Origin of the sequence: Achromobacter sp. LC458, from assembly GCF_001005835.2 — a bacterium.
In the GTDB taxonomy this organism is placed as follows: Bacteria; Pseudomonadota; Gammaproteobacteria; order Burkholderiales; family Burkholderiaceae_B; genus Achromobacter; species Achromobacter spanius_B.
The window spans coordinates 1-18,608 of the sequence record NZ_LBHW02000044.1; the positions used below are offsets into that span (position 1 = coordinate 1).

Sequence of the window (18,608 nt, forward strand, 5' to 3'; positions counted from 1 at the left end):
GGCCACCGCGCCCGTCACCGTGCCGGACGGCCCCGGCGCGGCGACGGACTCCGAAACCGACACACCTGAAGGACAAGACCAATGACCTCTCGCGGACGCTTCATTACGCTGGAGGGCGTGGACGGCGCCGGCAAAAGCACGCATACCGACTGGATCGCGGACTTCCTGCGCAGCCAGGGGCTGGACGTGGTCTCCACGCGCGAGCCGGGCGGCACGCCCCTGGGCGAAAAGCTGCGCGCGCTGGTACTGACCGATCAGATGGGCCTGGATACCGAAACCCTGCTGATGTTCGCGGCGCGCTGCGAACACGTGCGGCAAGTCATCGAACCGGCGCTGGCGCGTGGCGCCTGGGTGGTGTGCGACCGCTATACCGACGCCACTTACGCCTACCAGGGCGGCGGCCGCGAGTTGGGCGCCGAGCGGGTGGCCGTGCTGGAACAATGGATGCACGCGGGCCAACCCGATCGCACCTGGCTGTTCGACGTTCCCCTGGAAGTGGCGCGCGCCCGGCTGGCCGATGCGCGCGAGCCCGACCGCTTCGAACGCGAAGGCGCCGCCTTCTTCGAGCGCACCCGGCAGGCGTATCACGCCCGCGCCCAGGCTAACCCCGACCGCATCCACATCATCGACTCCACCCGGTCCATCGCGCAGATCCGCACGGAACTGGAAGCCGGGCTGCGGGCGTTGCTGGCCGCGACGACATGAGCGCGCCCCAGTTCCTGCCGTGGCAGATGGAGACGGCGCGTGCCTGGCTGGGCAACCGCGACCGCTTTGCGCACGCCTGGCTGGTGCACGGCCTGGCCGGCATCGGCAAGCTGGATTTCGCGATTGCCGCCGCTGCCAGCCTGCTGTGCGAAACCCCCGATAACGGCCTGGCCTGCGGTCACTGCGCCGCCTGTGCCTGGTTTGCCAGCGGCAACCACCCCGATCTGCGCCGCATCCGCCCCGAAGCCGTGGCCGTGGAAGAGGGCGCGGACGCCGCCGAGCCTGCCGAGGACGCCGAACCGACTTCGGGCGCGGCCAAGCGAGCCCCGTCCAAGGAAATTCGCATCGACCAGATCCGGTCGCTGGAGTCCTGGTTCAACACCGCCACGCACCGGGGCGGATGGCGCGTGGCGCTGCTGTACCCGGCGCACGCGCTGAACGTGGTGTCGTCCAACGCCTTGCTCAAGGTGCTGGAAGAACCGCCTCCCCATACCGTTTTCCTGCTGGTTGCCGACGCGCCTGACCGCCTGCTGCCCACGCTGGTATCGCGCTGTCGGCGCTTGCCCTTGCCGGCGCCCGACCCCGATACCGCGCTGCAATGGCTGCGTGCGCAGAACGTAGAGCCGGCGCGGGAATGGCTGGCGGCCGCGGGCGGCGCGCCGCTGGCTGCGTTGCGGCTGGCGCAGGCGGGCGATACGCCTTGCCCGCCGTGGCTGTCGCAACTGATCAACCCCTTGGCGCAGGGGCAGGCGCCCGATGTCGGCACGATGGCCGAAACGCTGGAAAAGGTGCCGGCCACGGAATGGATCGACGCCTTGCAGCGCCTGTATACGGATCTGATGCTGGCCAGCGCCGGCGCGCCCGTGCGGTACTTTCCGGCGTTGGGCGCGGGCGTGGCCAAGGTGGCCGCGCGCATGAACACGGCCCGCGTGGCCGAGGCGGCGCGCTGGCTGACGCGGCAGCGCGCGCTGGCCACCCACCCGTTGAACGCCAAGCTTTTCGCGCACGCCACCCTGCAACGCGTGGTGCTATCCTGCCAGGCGTAAGTCCCTGATTCAGCGGCGCTTTGTCTGTTGCGATTTCCTTTCGCAGCGGCCGCGCCGCGATCACTTTATGTAGTCACATCATGTACGTCGATTCGCACTGTCATTTGAATTTTCCTGAACTGGCCGCCGATCTGCCAGCCATTCTTGAGCGCATGGCCGCCAACCAGGTCAGCCACGCGCTGGTCGTCAGCGTCAACATGCCCGAATGGCCCGGCCTGATGTCGCTGGTGGAGCCCCAGCCCAACCTGTGGGCCTCGGTGGGCGTGCACCCCGATTACGAAGACACGCCCGATCCGTCGCCCGAAGAGCTGGCGCGCTTGTCGCAACACCCCAAGGTGGTGGCCATCGGCGAAACCGGGCTGGATTACTACCGTTTGTCCGAACCGCTGGATTGGCAGCGCGAACGCTTTCGCCGGCATATCCGCGCCGCGCGCGACACCGGCTTGCCGCTGATCGTGCACACGCGTTCATCCGCCGAAGACACGGTGCGCATGCTCAAGGAAGAAAAGGCAGCCGAGGTGGGCGGCGTGATGCACTGTTTCACCGAAACCTGGGAAGTGGCCCAGGCCGCGCTGGACCAGAATTTCTACATTTCGTTGTCGGGCATCGTCACGTTCAAAAACGCGCAGATCGTGCACGAAGTGGCCAGCAAGGTGCCGCTGGACCGCCTGCTGATCGAAACCGATTCCCCGTACCTGGCGCCGGTGCCGTATCGCGGCAAGCTGAATGACCCGTCCAAGGTGATCCACGTGGCCGAAAAGATTGCGGACCTGCGAGGCATCCCGGTGGCCGACGTGGCGCGGGCGTCCACGGAGAACTTCTTCAAGCTGTTCGGCAAGATCAAGAAGTAAGAAGTAAGAAGTAAGAAGTAAGCAGTAAGCAGTAAGCAGTAAGCAGTAAGCAGTAAGCAGTAAGCGCGGTGCGCAAAGACATACCGTTCAAAGACATACCGTTCAAAGACATACGGTTTGAATGCACATCATCGGCCAGGCCAGAAACCCGGCCTTCAGGCCGCCGCCCACCTAACCCTCGTTCCTTTCCATCCAGGATAGCCATGACCGCCCGCACACCGACTTTCCGCCCAGTCCTGTCGCAATGCCGAGGCGCGCTGTTGGCGCTGGCCGTCGCCTTCGGTGCCTGCGCGGCCCCCGTGGCCCACGCCGCCAACCCGGGCGATTGGTGGGTGTACGTGGCCAACGATTACCCGGACGACGTCAAGGACCTGCTGGCGCAGGGGGCCGACCCCAATGTGCGCTACCAAAACGGGCAACCCGCCCTGATGCGCGCGGTAGTCGACGGCGCCTGGAAGGTGTTTGACGTGATTGCGGCCGACAAGCGCACGGACGTGAACGCCGAGAATCCGGCCGGCGAAACGCCGCTGATGTACCTGGCCATTGCCGGCCAGACCGAACGCGCCAAAAAGCTGATCGCCCGGGGCGCCCAGGTCAATCGGCTGGGCTGGACGCCGCTGCACTACGCCGCGTCCAAGGGGCAGATGGAAATGGCGCGCATGCTGCTGGGCAAGAAAGCCATGGTGAACGCGCCTGCCCCGGGCGGTGAAACGCCCCTGATGATGGCGGCGTTGGGCGGCAATCGAGAAATGGTCGATCTGCTGATCAAGGCGGGGGCGGACGTCACCACGCGCGACCTGAAGAGCCAAAGCGCTGCTGACTGGGCACGCAACGGCAAGTCGGCGGCGGTGGCGACGTACCTGACCACGAAGGTGGCCCAGGCGGACGAGGCCAAGCGCGCGCGCCGCGCGGCCAGCCCCGCGCCGGTAGAGGCCGATGCCGCGACGGGTGCGGATGCCGCCGCGCAGGGCAGCGCGCAAGGTGCCGCGCAGCCGGCTGTGGAAACGTCTGGCGCGTCGATGGGCGTAGCGCCGGGCGCCGCGCCGGCGGCCGCGGCTCCGGCACCCGCTGGCAGTGCCTCGGCCCCGGCCGCCGCACCCAGCGTGGGCGGCGTATCCGGCGTCAAGCTGAACAACTACGACACCCCTGCCGCACCGTAAACAGGCAGGACGCAGGGCGCCCAGCCATCGCAACGCGCTGTTGCCCCTTTCCCCCCTGATAGGGACACATCAAAAAGACCGCATTGCGGTCTTTTTTTCGTACTTATCTGGGGTTTTCCCTGCTTATTCTCATCCTTCGGGAAAAAATCAAAGAAGAACCACCATGAATTGATAATCTCGGCTCCTTATTGGCGGGAGCAGAGTGGATGTCGGAACCATCGGTAGGGGCGGGCGCGGATCGTGTCCTGTACGTGTTGGCCACGCTGGCCCGGCACGATGGCCCGTTGACGATCGCCGCGCTGGCGGAAAAAACCGGGCTGGCCCAAAGCACGCTGTATCGCCAGGTTGCCTTGCTCAAGCGCTGGGGCTTTGTGGCCGAGCACGAGGGCGAATACGGCCCGGGGCCGCTCTGCGTTCAACTGGCGTGGGGCTTTGACCAGTCGTCCTTTTTGATACACGAAGCGCAGCCCGACATGGCGACGCTGGCTGCCGCATCCGGCGAGACCATCGGTTTGCTGGTCGCCGTCAAGGATCAGGCCGTGTGCCTGGACATGATCGAAAGCCAGCACCCGCTGCGCTGTTCCTTCACCAAGGGACGCGGCCTGCCGTTGGCGCGCGGCGCATCCGCCAAGTCATTGTTGGCCTTCATGCCGCTGGGCCGTCTGCAAGCCGCCTTGGCCTATCTGGCCGACGAAGCCGGGGTGGACCCGTCCCGCCTGGAAGACGAGCTGGAACGGATACGCGGGCAGGGCTATGCCGTCACCGATAGTGAAGTGGATGCCGGCGTGTGGGGCGTAAGCGTCCCGATATTCCAGCGGCCCAATCAGGCCGTGGCCTCGATCACGCTGATGGCGCCGTCCACGCGCGCGGCGCAACGGCCCGACGCACTGATCGCCATGACCGTGGCCGCGGCGCGCCGCATTTCCGACCGCCTGAAGGTCCACTGAAGATCCTCTGACCGGGCGCTGCCGCCCGATCCCAATCGAATATGTCGTTGCACTGTCGCCCCAGCCGTTTCGTTTAGCCGTCCCCTTGGCCGCCTGCTCCGCCGCATCCGCGGGCCGGCCCTTTTAGCCGCCTGTTCCGCCGCATCCCTCTAGCCGTACTCACCGCCGTACTCACCGCCGTACCCATTCGCATAGGACTCACCATGACCACTCGCCGCACATTGTTGACCGCCGCCCTGACGCTGGGCCTTGCCTGGAGCGCCGGCGCGGCGCATGCCCAGGAAACCATCCGCGCCGTTACCGACGCCACGTTCCCCCCGATGGAGTTCGTCAAGGACGGCAAGCGCACCGGCTTTGACATCGAGCTGGTCGAAGCGCTGGCCGGCGCCATGGGCAAGAAGGTCGAATGGATCGACATCGATTTCAAGGGCCTGATCCCCGCTTTGCAAGCCGGCCGTGCCGACATCGCCGTGTCCGCCATCTACATCACGCCCGAGCGCAGCAAGGTGGTGGACTTCACCGACCCGTACTACGCCGGCGGCCTGGTCGTGCTGACCAAGACCGATAGCCCCATCAAGACGCTCAAGGACCTGGACGGCCGCAAGGTGTCGGTGCAGGTGGGCACGAAGTCGGTCAACTACCTGAAAGAGCACCTGCCGGCCGTGCAGCGGGTGGAAGTCGAGAAGAACCAGGAAATGTTCAACCTGGTGCAGATCGGCCGCGCCGACGCCGCCGTGACGGGCAAGCCCGCCGCCAAGCTGTTCGCCCAAAGCACCACCGGCCTGACCGTGCTGGACGACCAGGTGACGACCGAGGACTACGGCATCGCCGTGCCCAAGAGCAAGCCCGAGCTGACCCGTGATTTGAACGCCGCCCTGAAAAAGCTGAAGGCGGACGGCAGCTACCAGGCCATCGTGAACAAGTGGTTCGAGGCGCCCAAGAAATGAACCTGGAATTCGCCCCCGTCTTCGCCGACTTCGACAGCCTGATGCGGGGCGCGGTGGTTACCGTGGAGGTAACCGCCGGCGCCTTGCTGCTGGGCTGTGTCATGGGCCTGTTGGTCGGCGTCGGCCGGCTCAACCCCAAGCGCTACGTCATCTACAACCTGTGCAGCGTTTATCTGCTGTTCTTTCGCGGTACGCCGTTGCTGGTGCAGCTGTTTATCTGGTTCTTTGGCCTGCCGCAGTTTGGCGTGACCTTGCCCGCGTTCGCTTGCGGCGTGCTGGGCCTGGGCATGTATTCGGGCGCCTACGTGTCGGAAATCGTGCGCGGCGCCATTCAGTCGGTGGACCGTGGCCAGACTGAGGCCGCGCGTTCGCTGGGTATGTCGTCCGGCCAGGCCATGCGCATCATCATCCTGCCGCAGGCGGTCGTGCGCATGATTCCGCCGCTGGGCAACGAGTTCATCGCGCTGATCAAGAATTCGGCGCTGGTGTCGCTGCTGACCATTCACGACCTGATGCACGAAGGGCAGAAGATCATCAGCGTGTCGTATCGGTCGCTGGAGACCTATCTGGTGGTGGCCTTGATCTACTTGGTGCTGACCACCGCCGCCATGTTGATTTTGCGCAGGGTTGAAAAGCACCTGCGCGCCGGAGGGATGGTGCAATGAACCCGCTAGGCAATCCGCAGGAAATGATCCGCATCCGCGGCCTGGAAAAATCCTACGGCGAGCATGCCGTGCTCAAGGGTATCGACTTTGACGTGCTGCCGTCGCAGGTAGTCGTGGTGATCGGCCCCAGCGGGTCGGGCAAAAGCACGCTGCTGCGTTGCTGCAACGGCCTGGAAGTGGCCGAGGCGGGCACCGTGGACATCTGCGGCCAGACCTTGCTGGACCACGGCACGCTGCTGCCCGAGGCCGCGCTGAACCAGCTGCGCATGCAGGTGGGCATGGTGTTCCAGAGCTTCAACCTGTTTCCGCACCTGTCCGTGCTGGATAACGTTACCGTGGGCCCGCGCACGCTGCGAGGCATGGGGCGTGACCAGGCCAATGCGCTGGCCGAAGACCTGCTGAAAAAGGTGGGGCTGGTGCAGAAAATGGCGGCCATGCCGGCCAGCCTGTCGGGCGGGCAGAAGCAGCGCGTGGCCATTGCGCGCGCGCTGGCCATGCAGCCTAAGGTCATGTTGTTCGACGAGCCGACCTCGGCGCTGGACCCCGAACTGGTGGGCGAAGTGCTGCAGGTGATGAAACTGCTGGCGCGTGAAGGCATGACCATGATGGTCGTCACGCACGAAATGGGTTTCGCGCGGGATGTGGCCGACGTGGTGGCGGTGATGGATGGCGGGGTGATCCTGGAATCCGGCCCGCCCGAAGTGATCTTTACTGAACCGCGCGAGGCTCGCACCCGTGAATTCTTGCAAGCGGTATTGAGCCAGGGGACGGCGGCATGAGCGCGGCACAGCGGGATCAGAATGTGTGGAAGGCGCGCGACGACAGCGCCGAACAGGGCGACACGCGTCGCTTGGCGCACATCGTTCAGGCCGAAGCCGGCCAGGCAAACAAGGGCGAACCCGTCCTGCTGGGGTTTGCTTGCGACGCGGGCGTGGCGCGTAACCAGGGGCGTGTCGGCGCGGCCGAAGGGCCGGCGGGCATCCGCAAGTTCCTGGCCGGCTTGCCGGCGCACGGGCTAGCCCGGCTGCTGGATGGAGGCGATGTGGTGTGCCAGGGCGATGAGCTGGAAGACGCGCAAGAACGCCTGGGCCTGCGCGTGGCGGAACTGCTGGGGCAGGGCGCCCGCCCGTTGGTGTTGGGCGGCGGGCATGAAATTGCCTGGGGCACTTTCCAGGGTTTGGCGCGTTGGCTGCAAGCCCGTGGCGACACCGAACCCGTGCTGGTCCTGAACCTGGATGCGCACTTCGACCTGCGTACCGGCCGCCCGGGAAGTTCCGGCACACCCTTTGACCAGATCGCGCGCTACTGCGAAGCCGAGGGGCGGGCGCTGCAATATGCCTGCCTGGGCGTCTCGCGGCTGGCGAACACGCCGGCGTTGTACGCCCGCGCCGCCGAGGTGGGGGCCGTGTGGGTAGAAGACCGCGACATGCAGGAGCGCCATCTGGAAGCTCGGCTGGCCAACGTGGACGCGTTGCTCGCGCGCGCGCGCCACGTGTACCTGACCATCGACCTGGACGTGTTGCCGGCGGCGGTGATGCCCGGCGTGTCCGCGCCCGCGCCTTACGGGGTGCCGATGGCCGTTGTTGAGGAAATCGTGCTGCGCGTGAAGGCCAGCGGCAAGCTGCGGGTGGCCGACCTGGCCGAGTACAGCCCGCGCTTTGACGTGGACGGCCATGGCGCGCGCGCGGCGGCGCGATTGGCCTGGCAGCTGATGGCGCCGTGAAGAGGTGCGCGGTGAAAGGGGGCAGTCCTGAACGGGGCTGCCCCTTTTTTCATCGCTGTTCCGGTAACGCCCGGCCGGCGCGGCTTGCGGTTGACCGAGGCTGGACGCGTGCGCGTTCGCGGCTTAGGATAGGTCAGTTTTCGAGCCGGGCTCGTGACCCGTACGGTATCCGCCATAACTATGCGTCCCTATTAAAAATATTTAGGTTTTAAATAGGGACGCTATAGTTTTCGTGGATAAAATGGCGCAACTTTGTCAGGAGATCATGCTCATGTCTCACACTCCCACCCATGCCTTGCCGTCTTATCTGAATGCCGATGACCTCGGCCCCTGGGGTAATTACCTGCAACAAGTCGACCGGGTCACCCCGTACCTCGGCACCTTGGGTCGGTGGGTCGAGACGCTCAAGCGTCCCAAGCGCGCCTTGATCGTCGATGTGCCGATCGAACTGGATAACGGCACCATCGCGCACTTTGAAGGCTATCGCGTGCAGCACAACGTGTCGCGCGGCCCGGGCAAGGGCGGTGTGCGTTTCCACCAAGACGTGACGCTCTCCGAAGTGATGGCATTGGCCGCATGGATGTCGGTCAAGAACGCCGCCGTGAACCTGCCTTATGGCGGCGCCAAGGGTGGCATCCGCGTTGACCCGCGCACGCTGTCGCAATCCGAACTGGAACGCATGACGCGCCGCTACACCAGCGAAATCGGCGTCATCATCGGGCCGTCCAAAGACATTCCCGCCCCCGACGTCGGCACCAACGCCCAGGCCATGGCCTGGATGATGGACACCTATTCCATGAACGAAGGCGCCACCGCCACGGGCGTGGTCACCGGCAAGCCGATCGCGCTGGGCGGCAGCCTGGGCCGTGTCGAAGCCACCGGCCGTGGTGTGTTCGTGGTGGCGTGCGAAGCCGCTCGCGACCTGAACATCGACGTGTCCAAGGCGCGCGTGGTCGTGCAGGGCTTTGGCAACGTGGGCGGCACCGCTGCCCGTCTGTTCCATGAAGCCGGCGCCAAGGTCATTGCCGCCCAGGATCACACCGGTACCGTGCACAACCCCGCCGGTCTGGACGTCCACAAGCTGCTGTCGCACGTGTCGCAACATGGCGGCGTGGGCGGCTTCTCGGGTGGTCAGGCGCTGGACAAGGACGAATTCTGGACGCTGGAAACCGAATTCCTGATCCCGGCCGCATTGGAAAGCCAGATTACCGCCGACAACGCCGCCAAGGTGCGCGCCAAGGTCGTGGTGGAAGGCGCCAACGGCCCCACCACCCCGGAAGCGGACGACATCCTGTTCGAACACGGCGTGTATGTGGTGCCGGACGTGCTGGCCAACGCTGGCGGCGTGACGGTGTCGTACTTTGAATGGGTGCAGGACTTCTCCAGCTTCTTCTGGAGCGAAGAAGAGATCAACCAGCGCCTGGAACGCATCATGCGCGAAGCCTATAGCGCGGTGTCGCAGGTGGCCAAGGAACACAAGGTAACGCTGCGCACCGCCGCGTTCATCGTGGCTTGCACGCGCATCCTGCAAGCGCGCCAGGTGCGCGGCTTGTATCCGTGATGACTGAATCGGCGTGGCGTCATTGACGCGGCGCCGAGGAGGCCGAGGCAGACAAAAAGAGAAATCGCCCCGCAAGGGGCGATTTCCATTGGGGCATGGCCGGCGCAATCTGAATAGAATGTGCCGGAGCTGGAGCCCAAGCTCAAAGCCGAGCCCCGACCCAGACCATGGTCCATGCCAAGGTCCAGGCCTATACCCAAGCTGAGCCCGTACCCAGGCCGGTCGCAGCCGCCGCCGCTCATCGACACTTCCCCTTTCGCCACCCGGAGACCTTCATGACTCAAGCCCTGCCGTCCACGACACTGACCGTGGACCCCGCCTGGATCGACGCGTATGGCCATTTGAACGCCGCGCACTATGTCGGCATCTTCGATCGTGTGGGCTTTGAGCTGCTGGGGCAGGTGGGCGTGGGGCTGGACTACACCGAGGCCACGCGCTGCGGCATCTACACCATGAACGTGCACGTGGCCTATCTGCGCGAAGTGCTGGCCGGTGACCCGCTGATGCTGCGCGTGCGCTTGCTGGAATCGGATGACAAGCGGGTGCTCTGCCTGATGGAACTGACCCAGATCCGCGACGGCTACCTGGCCGCCACCATGGAGCAGCTGTCCTTGCATGTGGACCTGAACACGCGTCGCGCCACGCCGTTCCCGCCCGAGTTGGAACAACGCCTGGCCCGCGCCGTAAGCCAACACGCGGCCGAGCCACTGCCACCGGGCTACCGCCGCCTGCTGCCGCTGAAAGGTCCGCGTTAAGGGACGAAGCGACGCTTGGGCCGACGCCCAAACCCAGGTCGAAACTGCGCCGAAACAACACTCCAACCCGCGCCGAACCACGCTCGGTGATGCCGTGATTGCATTGCCAGTGCGCCCTTCATAACATGCTCTGGTGACGTGCTCGTGGCCGCACCGGCATTCTTTCCGGTTGTGGAGCGCTGACCACAGTGGGGCTTTTTTTTCGCGAATCGGGGCCACTAGCCGTACCGCATCATTTTCTGACACATAGCGTCCCTAGAATTCGTTCCTGCCATGCGCCATGCGCCGCTTGCCCAGCAAGCCGGCACGCGGCCTGGGTATGTTCAATCAAAGGGAATATGTAATGAAAAAGACTCTGCTCGCAACCGCGCTCCTGGCCGCCGTCACCGGCGTGGCCCAAGCGGAAACCTCGGTAACGCTGTATGGCCTGATCGACACCGGTATCGGCTACCAGCGCATCAAGGGCGACGGTTATCACGAATCCAAGGTCGGCATGGTTAACGGCGTGTCGAGCGGCTCGCGTTGGGGCCTGCGTGGCGCCGAAGACCTGGGCGATGGCCTGTCTGCCGTGTTCACGCTGGAAAGCGGCTTCAATTCGGGCAACGGCCAATCCGGCCAAAGCGGTCGCCTGTTCGGCCGCCAAGCCACCGTCGGCCTGAAGGCCGATTCGTGGGGCCTGCTGGAATTCGGCCGCCAGACCAACATCGCATCCAAGTACCTGGCCTCGATCGACCCGTTCTCGGGCAGCTATGGCCAAGCTAACGTGGGCGTGGCCTTCAGCGCCGCCAACACCGTCCGCTACGACAACATGGTCCAGTATTCGACCCCGTCGTTCAGCGGCTTCCAGTTTGGCGTGGGCTACTCGTTCAACGCGTCCGACACGACCGCCGCCCAAACCGGCTTCAAGACTGCTGACAACACGCGCGCCATCACGACCGGCCTGCGTTACGTGAACGGCCCGCTGAACGTCGCCGCCACGTACGACCAACTGAACCCGGCCAACCAGCTGGGCACGGATGCCACGCCCAAGTCCTGGTCCATCGCGGCCGCCTACGACTTCGAAGTCGTCAAGCTGGCATTGGGCTTTGGCCAGACGCGCGACGGCTGGTTCACCGGCCAAAGCATCAACTCGTTCGGCAGCGGCAGCCCCACGGCCAGCAGCTTCGGCACCAACGTTGCCGTGTCCGGCTTCAAGGCCAATTCGTACCTGGTCGGCCTGACCGTGCCGTTGGGCGCCAGCAGCATCCTGGCGTCGTGGCAGCGTGCCGACCCGAACGGCAACCCGCTGACCGCCGGCAACGATTCGACGATGAACGTCTACAGCATCGGCTACACGTACAACCTGTCCAAGCGCACCAACCTGTACGCGCTGGGTTCGTACGCGACCGACTTCGCGTTTGTTGACGGCGTCAAGAGCACCGTCGGCATCGTGGGCGTGCGCCACCGCTTCTAAGCCATCGCGGCAGGCCGGCGACGCGCGCGCGTGGCGCGCGCCGCCGGCCCGTTCTTGCCGCGGTTGCATTGAGCGGACTGGGCGTCTTACCCGGCCACAGACGCGAAAAAAGCGGCCACCTCCCTAGCTCCACTCTCAGTCCGCTCACCCGAACCTCGGCCTGCACAAGGCCTTGCGCCGCGCTGAGCACGCATCCTTGACCGGCATTGGGCCATGCGCCCGTTGCCGGTCTTGGCATTGGCCTACGACGTGGGCAACAGTTCCGGCTTCAGGATGCCGCGCAGGTCGGCATAAGGGATGCTTAGTTCCGGTTCGCCGTGCGAGTAGGGCGCAATCGAATAGGCGTCGTATTTGACGACGATGCCGTCGCGCGTCAACGCAAAGTTGTCGCTTTCCTGGAAGGGCCACATCTTGTTGTAGGCGGCGGGATCGCGCTTGGCGTCGGGGTTGCCCGTCAGCCATTTGGCATGCGCGCGCTGCAAGGCCGCAACGTATTCCGCGCGCCGGCCTGGGATCAACGCTTCATCCAGACTCATGACGCGGCCGCGCGAACGCTCCCAGTTCAAATACTGCGTGGCCGGAATGCCGTGCGCGGCGCCCGTCAAAAATTGCTCGGTGTGCAATTCAATCGCCACGATGTCGCCCACCGTGTCTTTCACCGACGCCTTGAAATACGTGGCGTCGCGGGCGCGCGCGGTCGACCAGAAGTATTGGGTGTATTCCGACAGCGTGTTGTAGGGGCCACGCCGATTGGCATCGGTGCCGGTCATGTAGGCCAGCACGTGGTCCACCAACGCCGTCAATTTGGGTATGCCCGGAAACGCCACGCTGTCGATTTCAATGCGCGGGCAGTCGCCTTCGCAGCCCGGTTTGTTCGACGCCCATTTGATCCGCTCGGTGGACAGGTCGCCCACTTTTTCCGGGGTGGTCGAAGCGGGCGCGGCCAGGGTGATGTTGGCAGGCGGCGTACTGCCACAGCCGGCCAGCGCCAACAAGGCCGCGCCCAGGATCAGACCGCTTATCCCGCCTGGCGGCGTGAATGTGCGACGCATTGAACTACCTCCACAAAATCAAGATCTTGCCGTCAAGGCACCACGCCCGTCCACTCGGGCGTCGAGAACTTTTCATCGGCTTGCTGCTGGGCGCGCGCCAGCGTGTCGCTGCCGATTTGCCCCGGAGTCAGACGATGCAGGCCGGCAAAAGTTTCCAGCATGCGCTCGATGATGACTTCGCGCGCCAGACCGGTCTGCGTGCGCAGCGGGTCCACGCGTTTCTTCGCGCTGGTGGTGCCTTTGTCGGACAGTTTCTCGCGGCCAATGCGCAAGACCTCGACCATTTTATCGGCGTCGATGTCGTACGACATGGTCACGTGGTGCAGCACCGCGCCCGCACGTCGGGCTTGCGCCGCGCCGCCAATCTTGCCGATGTCGGACGCGATGTCGTTCAGGGGTTGATACCAGGCCTTGATGCCCAGGCCCTGCAACGCCGTCAAAACCCAGGCGTCCAGGAACGCATAGGATTCCTGGAAGCTCATGCCGTGCACCAGGGCTTGCGGCGCGCTTAGCGAATAGGTAATGGAGTTGCCCGGTTCGATGAACATCGCACCGCCACCGCTGACGCGGCGCACGACTTCAATGCCGTGGCGCTTGGCGCCGTCGGGGTCCACTTCGTTTTTCAGGGATTGGAAACGGCCGATAACGACGGCGGGCGCCGCCCATTCCCAGATGCGCAGCGTGGGCGGGCGCTGGCCCGCGCCCACTTCATCGGTAATGACGGCGTCCAGCGCCATGTGCAGCGACGGCGCCTGCGGGCCTTCGTGGATCAATTGCCAGTCGTAATCGTTCCAGTCGGTGCGCGTCATGCAAGCGCCCTCCGCAGCACCACGGCCACGGCTTCGGCCGAAAAGCCGAACAGTTCGGCATCGGCGGGCAGGGCGGATTGCACCGCCACCGCCAATTCCAGTTCGCCGGCATCGGCCGGCATGCCGTTCAAGCCGCTGTTGATGGCTTCCAGCGCTTCGGGCGGCTCTAGAAAGAAGTCGCCGCTGATGCGTACGTTGGCCAGGCGGCCGTCGCGCACTTCCAGATCCGCGACAACCAATTTGCCGCCGGGGACTTTGTATTCGCCATGCATGGGCGCTCCTTGCGAAATCAATGAACAAAAACTACAGGTTCAGCTTCATGCCGTCGTGGCTGGCCGTAAAGCCCAGGCTTTCGTAGAACCGGCGCGCATCGGGGCGCGCGCGGTCAGTCGTGAGCTGGACCAGGCCGCAGCCCTGAGCGCGGCACTGGTCGATAGCCCATTCGAACATGGCCCGACCCAGACCCTGGCCGCGCGCCGACGAGGCGATGCGCACGCTTTCGATCTGGCCGCGCCACAGGCCCAACCGCGACAAGCCGGGTATGAACGATAACTGCAAACAGCCGACCAGGTGTGGACCTTGCTCAACCACGGCAAGGAACTGGTTGGAATCCTGCGCGATGGCGGCGAAGGCAGCCGTGTAGCGCGGGTTCAGCGGCACCGAGGCGTCTTCGCGCTTGGCGCCCAGCTCATCGTCGGCCAACAGGGCCACGATGTGCGGCAGGTCTTCCTGGCGCGCGCGGCGAAAGACCAATTGCGGATCGGACATCGCAGTGCTCCTGGCTAGCGGGCAAGGTTCTGCGCGGTCTGGCCGAACAGAATCCGGCGCGATTCCTCATCGCTGATGGACGGCGCGGTGTTGACGCTGTCGGCCAACGCGTACGCGCGCTGCGTGGCGGGGCGTTGCGCGATGGCGTTGAACCAGCGTTGCAGATGCGGGAAGTCGTTCAGGTCCTGACCCTGCTTGGCATGCGGCACGATCCACGGGTAGGCCGCCATATCGGCGATGGAGTAGTCGCCCGCCACGAATTCGCGGTCGGCCAGACGCTTGTTCAGCACGCCGTACAAGCGGTTGGTTTCCTTGACGTAGCGGTCGATGGCGTAGGGGATGCGCTCTTGCGCGTAGCCCGAGAAGTGATGATTCTGGCCGGCCATGGGGCCAAGGCCGCCCATTTGCCAGAACAGCCATTGCGACACTTCCGCGCGGCCGCGCAGGTCGGCCGGCAGGAACTGCCCGGTCTTTTCGGCCAGATACAGCAGGATGGCGCCCGACTCGAACAGCGACAAGGGCGCGCCGCCGTCGGCCGGTTGCTGGTCGACGATGGCAGGGATGCGGTTGTTGGGCGCGATGGCCAAAAATTCGGGTTTGAACTGATCGCCGCGGCTGATGTTCACCGGGTGGATCTTGTAGGGCAGGCCGGTTTCTTCAAGGAACAGCGTGATCTTGTGGCCGTTGGGGGTGGTCCAGTAATAGAGATCGATCATGGGGTGCGTCCTGGGAATCAAGGCGCCGCCGGCCGTGCCGGCGGGTGGAAGGCCATGATAGCGGCAGGCATTGTCGCCGGCCCCGAATAACCGGGGCCGGGGGCGGGTTTCTTGGCGGCCCCCAAACCCCGCGCCTTACACCACCCGGTGGGACCCGCCCGGCAGCCGCCACGTCCAGTTCAGGCTGACGCCGGCGGCGGCCACGAAGATCATCGCCACGCCCACCACCTGCATGGGTTCCATGCGCTGGCCGTAGACGACCAGGTCCAGCAGGATGGCCACGGCGGGGTAGATGAAGCTGAGCGCGGCGGTGGACGTGGTCGGCAGCTTCTGGATGGCCGAATACATCAGGATGTACATCAGGCACGTATGCACCAACCCCAGCGCCACCAGATAGCCCCATTGCAGCGGCGCGGTCGGGACGGCGCTGAAATCCGCCATCGGCAGCAGCATCACGGCGCCCAGCGTCACCTGAACCAGCGCCAGCACCTGCGGCGGCACGCCCTTCAAGCGCTTGACGATGACCGCCGTCACGCCATACAGCGCGGCCGCGCCCAGGCCCAGCAGCAGGCCCGACAGATAGGCCTGGCCGCCGGCGTGCGTGTCCGTCAGGCGCAGCACCAGCAGCAGGCCGGCAAACGCCACCACGGACCACGCCAGCTTGCCGCGTGACGGGCGTTCGCCCAGGAACAGCACGCCCAGCCCGATCAAAAAGAAGGGCTGCACGTTGTAGACCGCGGTGGCCAGGGAAATGGACGCCAGCCGGTACGCCGAGAACAGCAAGACCCAATTCATGACCAGCGCGGCGCCGGCCACCAGCGCCAGGAACAGCGTCTTGCGCGTGAACAGGCCGGGCTTGAGCAGGCCGCGCGACCAGCAATAGATAAACAGCGCCATGGCCCCGAACAGGCAGCGAAAGAAAACGACGTTCCAGGCGCTTTGACCGGATTCCAGGACAAACACGCCCAGGGTGCCGGATAAGGTCATGGCGGCGGCCATTTGCGCCAGGCCAAGGCGTTCTGATGCGGGGGGCATGAGGGGGTCTCCATCGGCCGTCTGGCCACGTTCTTGATGGAGAAATTATCCCAGGCGCATCGACGCGGTTATATGATGAATGCGTGGCGCTTTCATCCGCCAACCTTCATTTAGGTGAAATTTATGCAGAACGACCTAAAAAACGAAAACCCGGTACTGGATGGTATTGATCGCCGCCTGGTGCAGACCCTGGCGGCCAACGCGCGGACCACCACGGCCGACCTGGCTCGGCAGGTAGGCATGTCGGCGCCTAGCGTGGCGGACCGGCTGCGGCGCCTGGAGGAATCCGGCGTCATCCGCGCCTACACGCTGGATGTGGACCCGGTGGCGCTGGGCTACACGCTGGAAGCCATCGTGCGCATCCGGCCGCTGCCGGGCCAGCTGCGTCACGTCGAAGGCTTGATCGAGGAAATCCCGGAATTCGTCGAGTGCGACAAGGTCACGGGCGACGACTGCTTTATCGCCCGTGTGGTGCTGCGGTCGATCTCGCATCTGGACGGCATCCTGGAACGCGTGACGGAGTTCGCCGAAACCAACACCGCCATCGTCAAGGCGCATACGGTGCGCCGCCGCCTGCCGCCGTTGCGCTAAGGGCGAAGTCCCGGCCGCGTCGTCCCAGCCCCGTAGTCCCAAGCCCTTACACCGGGGCCGACAACGCCCGCGCCACGTCGTCCTTCAAACCCGCCGGCGTGTCGGTGGGCGCGTAGCGCTTGATGACCTGGCCATCGCGGCCCACCAGGAATTTGGTGAAATTCCACTTGATGCCTTCGGTGCCGAAGACGCCGGGCTTTTCGCCCTTGAGCCAGCGGTACAGCGGATGGGCGTCGGCCCCATTGACGTCGATCTTGGCAAACAGCGGAAAGCTGATGTCGTACTGCGTGGCGCAGAAATTACGGATCTCGGCTTCGTCGCCCGGTTCCTGGTGGCCGAATTGGTCGCACGGAAAGCCTAACACCGCAAAACCGTCGTCACGGAACGAACGGTACAGATCTTCCAGCCCCGCGTATTGCGGCGTGAAGCCGCACTTGGACGCCACATTGACGACCAGCAGCACGCGGCCGCGATACGTGTCCAGGGATTGATCCACCCCGTGAATATCGCGGGCGGTGAAATCGAAAATCGTGCTCATGCGGGCTCCTGTGTCGGGCGTTGCGACGCGGGCGCGTCGGTGCGCCAATTGGCTCGTGGAGTGTAGCGCCGCGTGCGCACGCCGGGGTATCAGACCAATCCGATATCCACGGGGGCCACACCCGGGAATACCTGCGCCAGGCGGGCTTTGTCCAGCCCGTACAAGCGCGCGAACAGGCCCGCGAAAACGGCGCGGTATTCGTTCAGAACAGGGTAGTCGCGGTCCTGGAACAGGGTGTCGTGGCGGACGGGAACCTGGCGTCCGGCAATCCGGCCACCGCGCACGTTGCCGCCCATCACCCAATACACGGTGCCGTGACCGTGGTCCGTGCCCTTGTTGCCGTTTTCGCGAAACGTGCGGCCAAACTCGCTGATGACCACGACGGTGGTCTGGCCCCAGGCCGGCCCCATCGCGTCGGCATAGGCCGCCAGCGCGCGCCCCAACTGCCCCAGCCGGCCGGCCAAGGCACCCGTGGCGGCACCCTGGCCGACGTGCGTGTCCCAGCCGCCCACATCCACAAACCCGACGTTGTAGCGGTCGGTCATGAAGCGGGCGATGCGGCGGATTTCCTTTTCCAACTTGTCGGTCGACACGGCGTTGCCGTTCGCGGCCTGCATTTCGGCGTCCAGTTCCTGCCGGGTGGCGCCCATGACGCGCTGGCCTTCGTCCACGGCCGCGTGCAGGTCCGTGTCGCGGTACATCGCGGCAATGGCGCGGTTGTCGGCGTCGCTCAAGCGGGATTTTCTGTTCGCTCCGCCCAGGTCCACGTTGGGCACGCGGGCATCGCCACGCAAAATTTGCGGCACATCGGAGGTAAACGCGGCGGGGTGCGAACCGTTGGCGCCCAGGGCCAACGTCAAGCGGTTCAGAAACCCGGATCGGTAGTTGCCATCCTTGCGGGCGCCTTGGCCCAGCTCGATGCTGTTCTGCGTTTCGAAGTGGCTGCGGGTCAGGTCCTCGGTGCCGGCAAACGGGACAAAAGCCAGCTGCTTGTTGCGGTAGAACGGCAGCAAGCTATCGGCCAGCGCCGGGTGCAGGCCCCAGCCATCGGCCAGCGGCAGGGCGGCGCCATCGCCCGAGCCGGGCCGGGCGATGGCAATGCTGGGGCGCGACTCGTAATAGAAGTCGCTGGACGTGGGCACCAGCAGGCTGGCGGCGTCGTACGCGCCGCGCATGAAGACGACCAGCAGGCGGTTGCCCGACGCGGCGGGCGCCGCATACAAGCGGCTGCCGCCCAGCAGCAGCGGGGCGGTGGCCATCATTTGAAGCAAGCGGCGGCGGTCCAT

At 65.3% G+C, this 18,608-nt stretch carries 21 protein-coding genes; 13 read left to right on the plus strand and 8 right to left on the minus strand.

Features of this window, described 5'->3' with window-relative positions; genetic code table 11:
* Positions 1-81: 81 nt before the first annotated feature.
* From tmk to YH64_RS25585, 12 genes are all read left to right on the plus strand, one after another.
* Positions 82-705, plus strand: a complete 624-nt coding sequence (tmk, locus tag YH64_RS25530; RefSeq protein ID WP_046806812.1) for a dTMP kinase — start codon at positions 82-84, stop codon at positions 703-705.
* Positions 702-1,751, plus strand: coding sequence for a DNA polymerase III subunit delta' (holB, locus tag YH64_RS25535; RefSeq protein ID WP_046806813.1), 1,050 nt, complete (start codon positions 702-704; stop codon positions 1,749-1,751). The genes tmk and holB overlap by 4 nt, the downstream gene beginning before the upstream one ends.
* 80 nt (positions 1,752-1,831) lie before the next feature.
* Positions 1,832-2,602: a TatD family hydrolase gene (locus YH64_RS25540; RefSeq protein WP_046806814.1), complete on the plus strand. Its 771-nt coding sequence runs from the start codon at positions 1,832-1,834 to the stop codon at positions 2,600-2,602.
* A 203-nt stretch (positions 2,603-2,805) separates the two neighbouring features.
* Positions 2,806-3,762: an ankyrin repeat domain-containing protein gene (locus YH64_RS25545; protein ID WP_046806815.1), complete on the plus strand. Its 957-nt coding sequence runs from the start codon at positions 2,806-2,808 to the stop codon at positions 3,760-3,762.
* Positions 3,763-3,968: 206 nt separating this feature from the next.
* Entirely contained in the window at positions 3,969-4,709 is a 741-nt protein-coding gene (locus YH64_RS25550; protein WP_046806816.1) for an IclR family transcriptional regulator, read from the plus strand.
* Positions 4,710-4,912: 203 nt separating this feature from the next.
* On the plus strand, positions 4,913-5,656 hold the full coding sequence (locus YH64_RS25555; RefSeq protein WP_046806817.1) for a transporter substrate-binding domain-containing protein: 744 nt from the start codon (positions 4,913-4,915) through the stop codon (positions 5,654-5,656).
* On the plus strand, positions 5,653-6,321 hold the full coding sequence (locus YH64_RS25560) for an amino acid ABC transporter permease (RefSeq protein WP_046806818.1): 669 nt from the start codon (positions 5,653-5,655) through the stop codon (positions 6,319-6,321). Before YH64_RS25555 ends, YH64_RS25560 begins: the two co-directional genes overlap by 4 nt.
* The gene (locus tag YH64_RS25565; protein WP_046806819.1) at positions 6,318-7,100 is read left to right on the plus strand and encodes an amino acid ABC transporter ATP-binding protein; all 783 of its coding nucleotides are present in this window, start codon (positions 6,318-6,320) and stop codon (positions 7,098-7,100) included. Before YH64_RS25560 ends, YH64_RS25565 begins: the two co-directional genes overlap by 4 nt.
* Positions 7,097-8,044 (plus strand): formimidoylglutamase, encoded by a 948-nt coding sequence (gene hutG, locus YH64_RS25570; protein ID WP_046806820.1) that lies wholly within the window; start codon positions 7,097-7,099, stop codon positions 8,042-8,044. Before YH64_RS25565 ends, hutG begins: the two co-directional genes overlap by 4 nt.
* Positions 8,045-8,315: 271 nt before the next feature.
* Positions 8,316-9,605: a Glu/Leu/Phe/Val dehydrogenase gene (locus YH64_RS25575; RefSeq protein ID WP_104145655.1), complete on the plus strand. Its 1,290-nt coding sequence runs from the start codon at positions 8,316-8,318 to the stop codon at positions 9,603-9,605.
* Positions 9,606-9,880: 275 nt separating this feature from the next.
* Complete coding sequence (locus tag YH64_RS25580) at positions 9,881-10,360, plus strand: thioesterase family protein (protein WP_046806822.1); 480 nt, start codon at positions 9,881-9,883, stop codon at positions 10,358-10,360.
* A gap of 343 nt (positions 10,361-10,703) precedes the next feature.
* Positions 10,704-11,813, plus strand: a complete 1,110-nt coding sequence (locus YH64_RS25585; protein WP_046806857.1) for a porin — start codon at positions 10,704-10,706, stop codon at positions 11,811-11,813.
* Between the two features lie 242 nt (positions 11,814-12,055).
* Here the strand turns inward: YH64_RS25585 and YH64_RS25590 are convergent, their stop codons facing one another.
* The 6 genes from YH64_RS25590 to YH64_RS25615 form a co-directional block, all read right to left on the minus strand.
* Positions 12,056-12,865, minus strand: coding sequence for an RsiV family protein (locus YH64_RS25590; RefSeq protein ID WP_046806823.1), 810 nt, complete (start codon positions 12,863-12,865; stop codon positions 12,056-12,058).
* 32 nt (positions 12,866-12,897) lie between these two features.
* Entirely contained in the window at positions 12,898-13,674 is a 777-nt protein-coding gene (locus tag YH64_RS25595; RefSeq protein WP_143215538.1) for a biotin/lipoate A/B protein ligase family protein, read from the minus strand.
* Positions 13,671-13,946: a lipoate protein ligase C-terminal domain-containing protein gene (locus YH64_RS25600; RefSeq protein WP_046806825.1), complete on the minus strand. Its 276-nt coding sequence runs from the start codon at positions 13,944-13,946 to the stop codon at positions 13,671-13,673. The genes YH64_RS25595 and YH64_RS25600 overlap by 4 nt, the downstream gene beginning before the upstream one ends.
* 31 nt (positions 13,947-13,977) lie before the next feature.
* Complete coding sequence (locus YH64_RS25605; protein WP_046806826.1) at positions 13,978-14,442, minus strand: GNAT family N-acetyltransferase; 465 nt, start codon at positions 14,440-14,442, stop codon at positions 13,978-13,980.
* 14 nt (positions 14,443-14,456) lie between these two features.
* A complete protein-coding gene (locus tag YH64_RS25610) occupies positions 14,457-15,158 on the minus strand; it encodes a glutathione S-transferase N-terminal domain-containing protein (RefSeq protein WP_046806827.1) in 702 nt (233 codons plus the stop codon).
* Positions 15,159-15,293: 135 nt separating this feature from the next.
* Entirely contained in the window at positions 15,294-16,193 is a 900-nt protein-coding gene (locus YH64_RS25615; protein WP_046806828.1) for a DMT family transporter, read from the minus strand.
* Positions 16,194-16,316: 123 nt separating this feature from the next.
* Between YH64_RS25615 and YH64_RS25620 the strand changes: the two genes are divergently transcribed.
* Complete coding sequence (locus YH64_RS25620; protein ID WP_046806829.1) at positions 16,317-16,784, plus strand: Lrp/AsnC family transcriptional regulator; 468 nt, start codon at positions 16,317-16,319, stop codon at positions 16,782-16,784.
* Positions 16,785-16,830: 46 nt separating this feature from the next.
* Here the strand turns inward: YH64_RS25620 and YH64_RS25625 are convergent, their stop codons facing one another.
* Together YH64_RS25625 and YH64_RS25630 are read right to left on the minus strand one after the other, a co-directional pair.
* Positions 16,831-17,322 carry a glutathione peroxidase gene (locus tag YH64_RS25625; RefSeq protein WP_046806830.1) on the minus strand — a complete coding sequence of 164 codons (492 nt, stop codon included), beginning with the start codon at positions 17,320-17,322 and terminating at the stop codon, positions 16,831-16,833.
* An 89-nt stretch (positions 17,323-17,411) separates the two neighbouring features.
* A complete protein-coding gene (locus YH64_RS25630) occupies positions 17,412-18,608 on the minus strand; it encodes a DUF1501 domain-containing protein (RefSeq protein WP_046806831.1) in 1,197 nt (398 codons plus the stop codon).

Coding starts and splice junctions, on each gene's coding strand:
- YH64_RS25565 (WP_046806819.1), top strand. CDS start 6,318: ATGAACCCGCTAGGCAATCCGCAGGAAATGATCCGCATCCGCGGCCTG.
- YH64_RS25620 (WP_046806829.1), top strand. CDS start 16,317: ATGCAGAACGACCTAAAAAACGAAAACCCGGTACTGGATGGTATTGAT.
- YH64_RS25545 (WP_046806815.1), top strand. CDS start 2,806: ATGACCGCCCGCACACCGACTTTCCGCCCAGTCCTGTCGCAATGCCGA.
- YH64_RS25590 (WP_046806823.1), bottom strand. CDS start 12,865: ATGCGTCGCACATTCACGCCGCCAGGCGGGATAAGCGGTCTGATCCTG.
- YH64_RS25560 (WP_046806818.1), top strand. CDS start 5,653: ATGAACCTGGAATTCGCCCCCGTCTTCGCCGACTTCGACAGCCTGATG.
- YH64_RS25625 (WP_046806830.1), bottom strand. CDS start 17,322: ATGAGCACGATTTTCGATTTCACCGCCCGCGATATTCACGGGGTGGAT.
- YH64_RS25630 (WP_046806831.1), bottom strand. CDS start 18,608: ATGGACCGCCGCCGCTTGCTTCAAATGATGGCCACCGCCCCGCTGCTG.
- YH64_RS25555 (WP_046806817.1), top strand. CDS start 4,913: ATGACCACTCGCCGCACATTGTTGACCGCCGCCCTGACGCTGGGCCTT.
- YH64_RS25540 (WP_046806814.1), top strand. CDS start 1,832: ATGTACGTCGATTCGCACTGTCATTTGAATTTTCCTGAACTGGCCGCC.
- YH64_RS25600 (WP_046806825.1), bottom strand. CDS start 13,946: ATGCATGGCGAATACAAAGTCCCCGGCGGCAAATTGGTTGTCGCGGAT.
- YH64_RS25575 (WP_104145655.1), top strand. CDS start 8,316: ATGTCTCACACTCCCACCCATGCCTTGCCGTCTTATCTGAATGCCGAT.
- holB (WP_046806813.1), top strand. CDS start 702: ATGAGCGCGCCCCAGTTCCTGCCGTGGCAGATGGAGACGGCGCGTGCC.
- YH64_RS25585 (WP_046806857.1), top strand. CDS start 10,704: ATGAAAAAGACTCTGCTCGCAACCGCGCTCCTGGCCGCCGTCACCGGC.
- YH64_RS25580 (WP_046806822.1), top strand. CDS start 9,881: ATGACTCAAGCCCTGCCGTCCACGACACTGACCGTGGACCCCGCCTGG.
- tmk (WP_046806812.1), top strand. CDS start 82: ATGACCTCTCGCGGACGCTTCATTACGCTGGAGGGCGTGGACGGCGCC.
- YH64_RS25550 (WP_046806816.1), top strand. CDS start 3,969: ATGTCGGAACCATCGGTAGGGGCGGGCGCGGATCGTGTCCTGTACGTG.
- YH64_RS25605 (WP_046806826.1), bottom strand. CDS start 14,442: ATGTCCGATCCGCAATTGGTCTTTCGCCGCGCGCGCCAGGAAGACCTG.
- YH64_RS25595 (WP_143215538.1), bottom strand. CDS start 13,674: ATGACGCGCACCGACTGGAACGATTACGACTGGCAATTGATCCACGAA.
- YH64_RS25610 (WP_046806827.1), bottom strand. CDS start 15,158: ATGATCGATCTCTATTACTGGACCACCCCCAACGGCCACAAGATCACG.
- hutG (WP_046806820.1), top strand. CDS start 7,097: ATGAGCGCGGCACAGCGGGATCAGAATGTGTGGAAGGCGCGCGACGAC.
- YH64_RS25615 (WP_046806828.1), bottom strand. CDS start 16,193: ATGCCCCCCGCATCAGAACGCCTTGGCCTGGCGCAAATGGCCGCCGCC.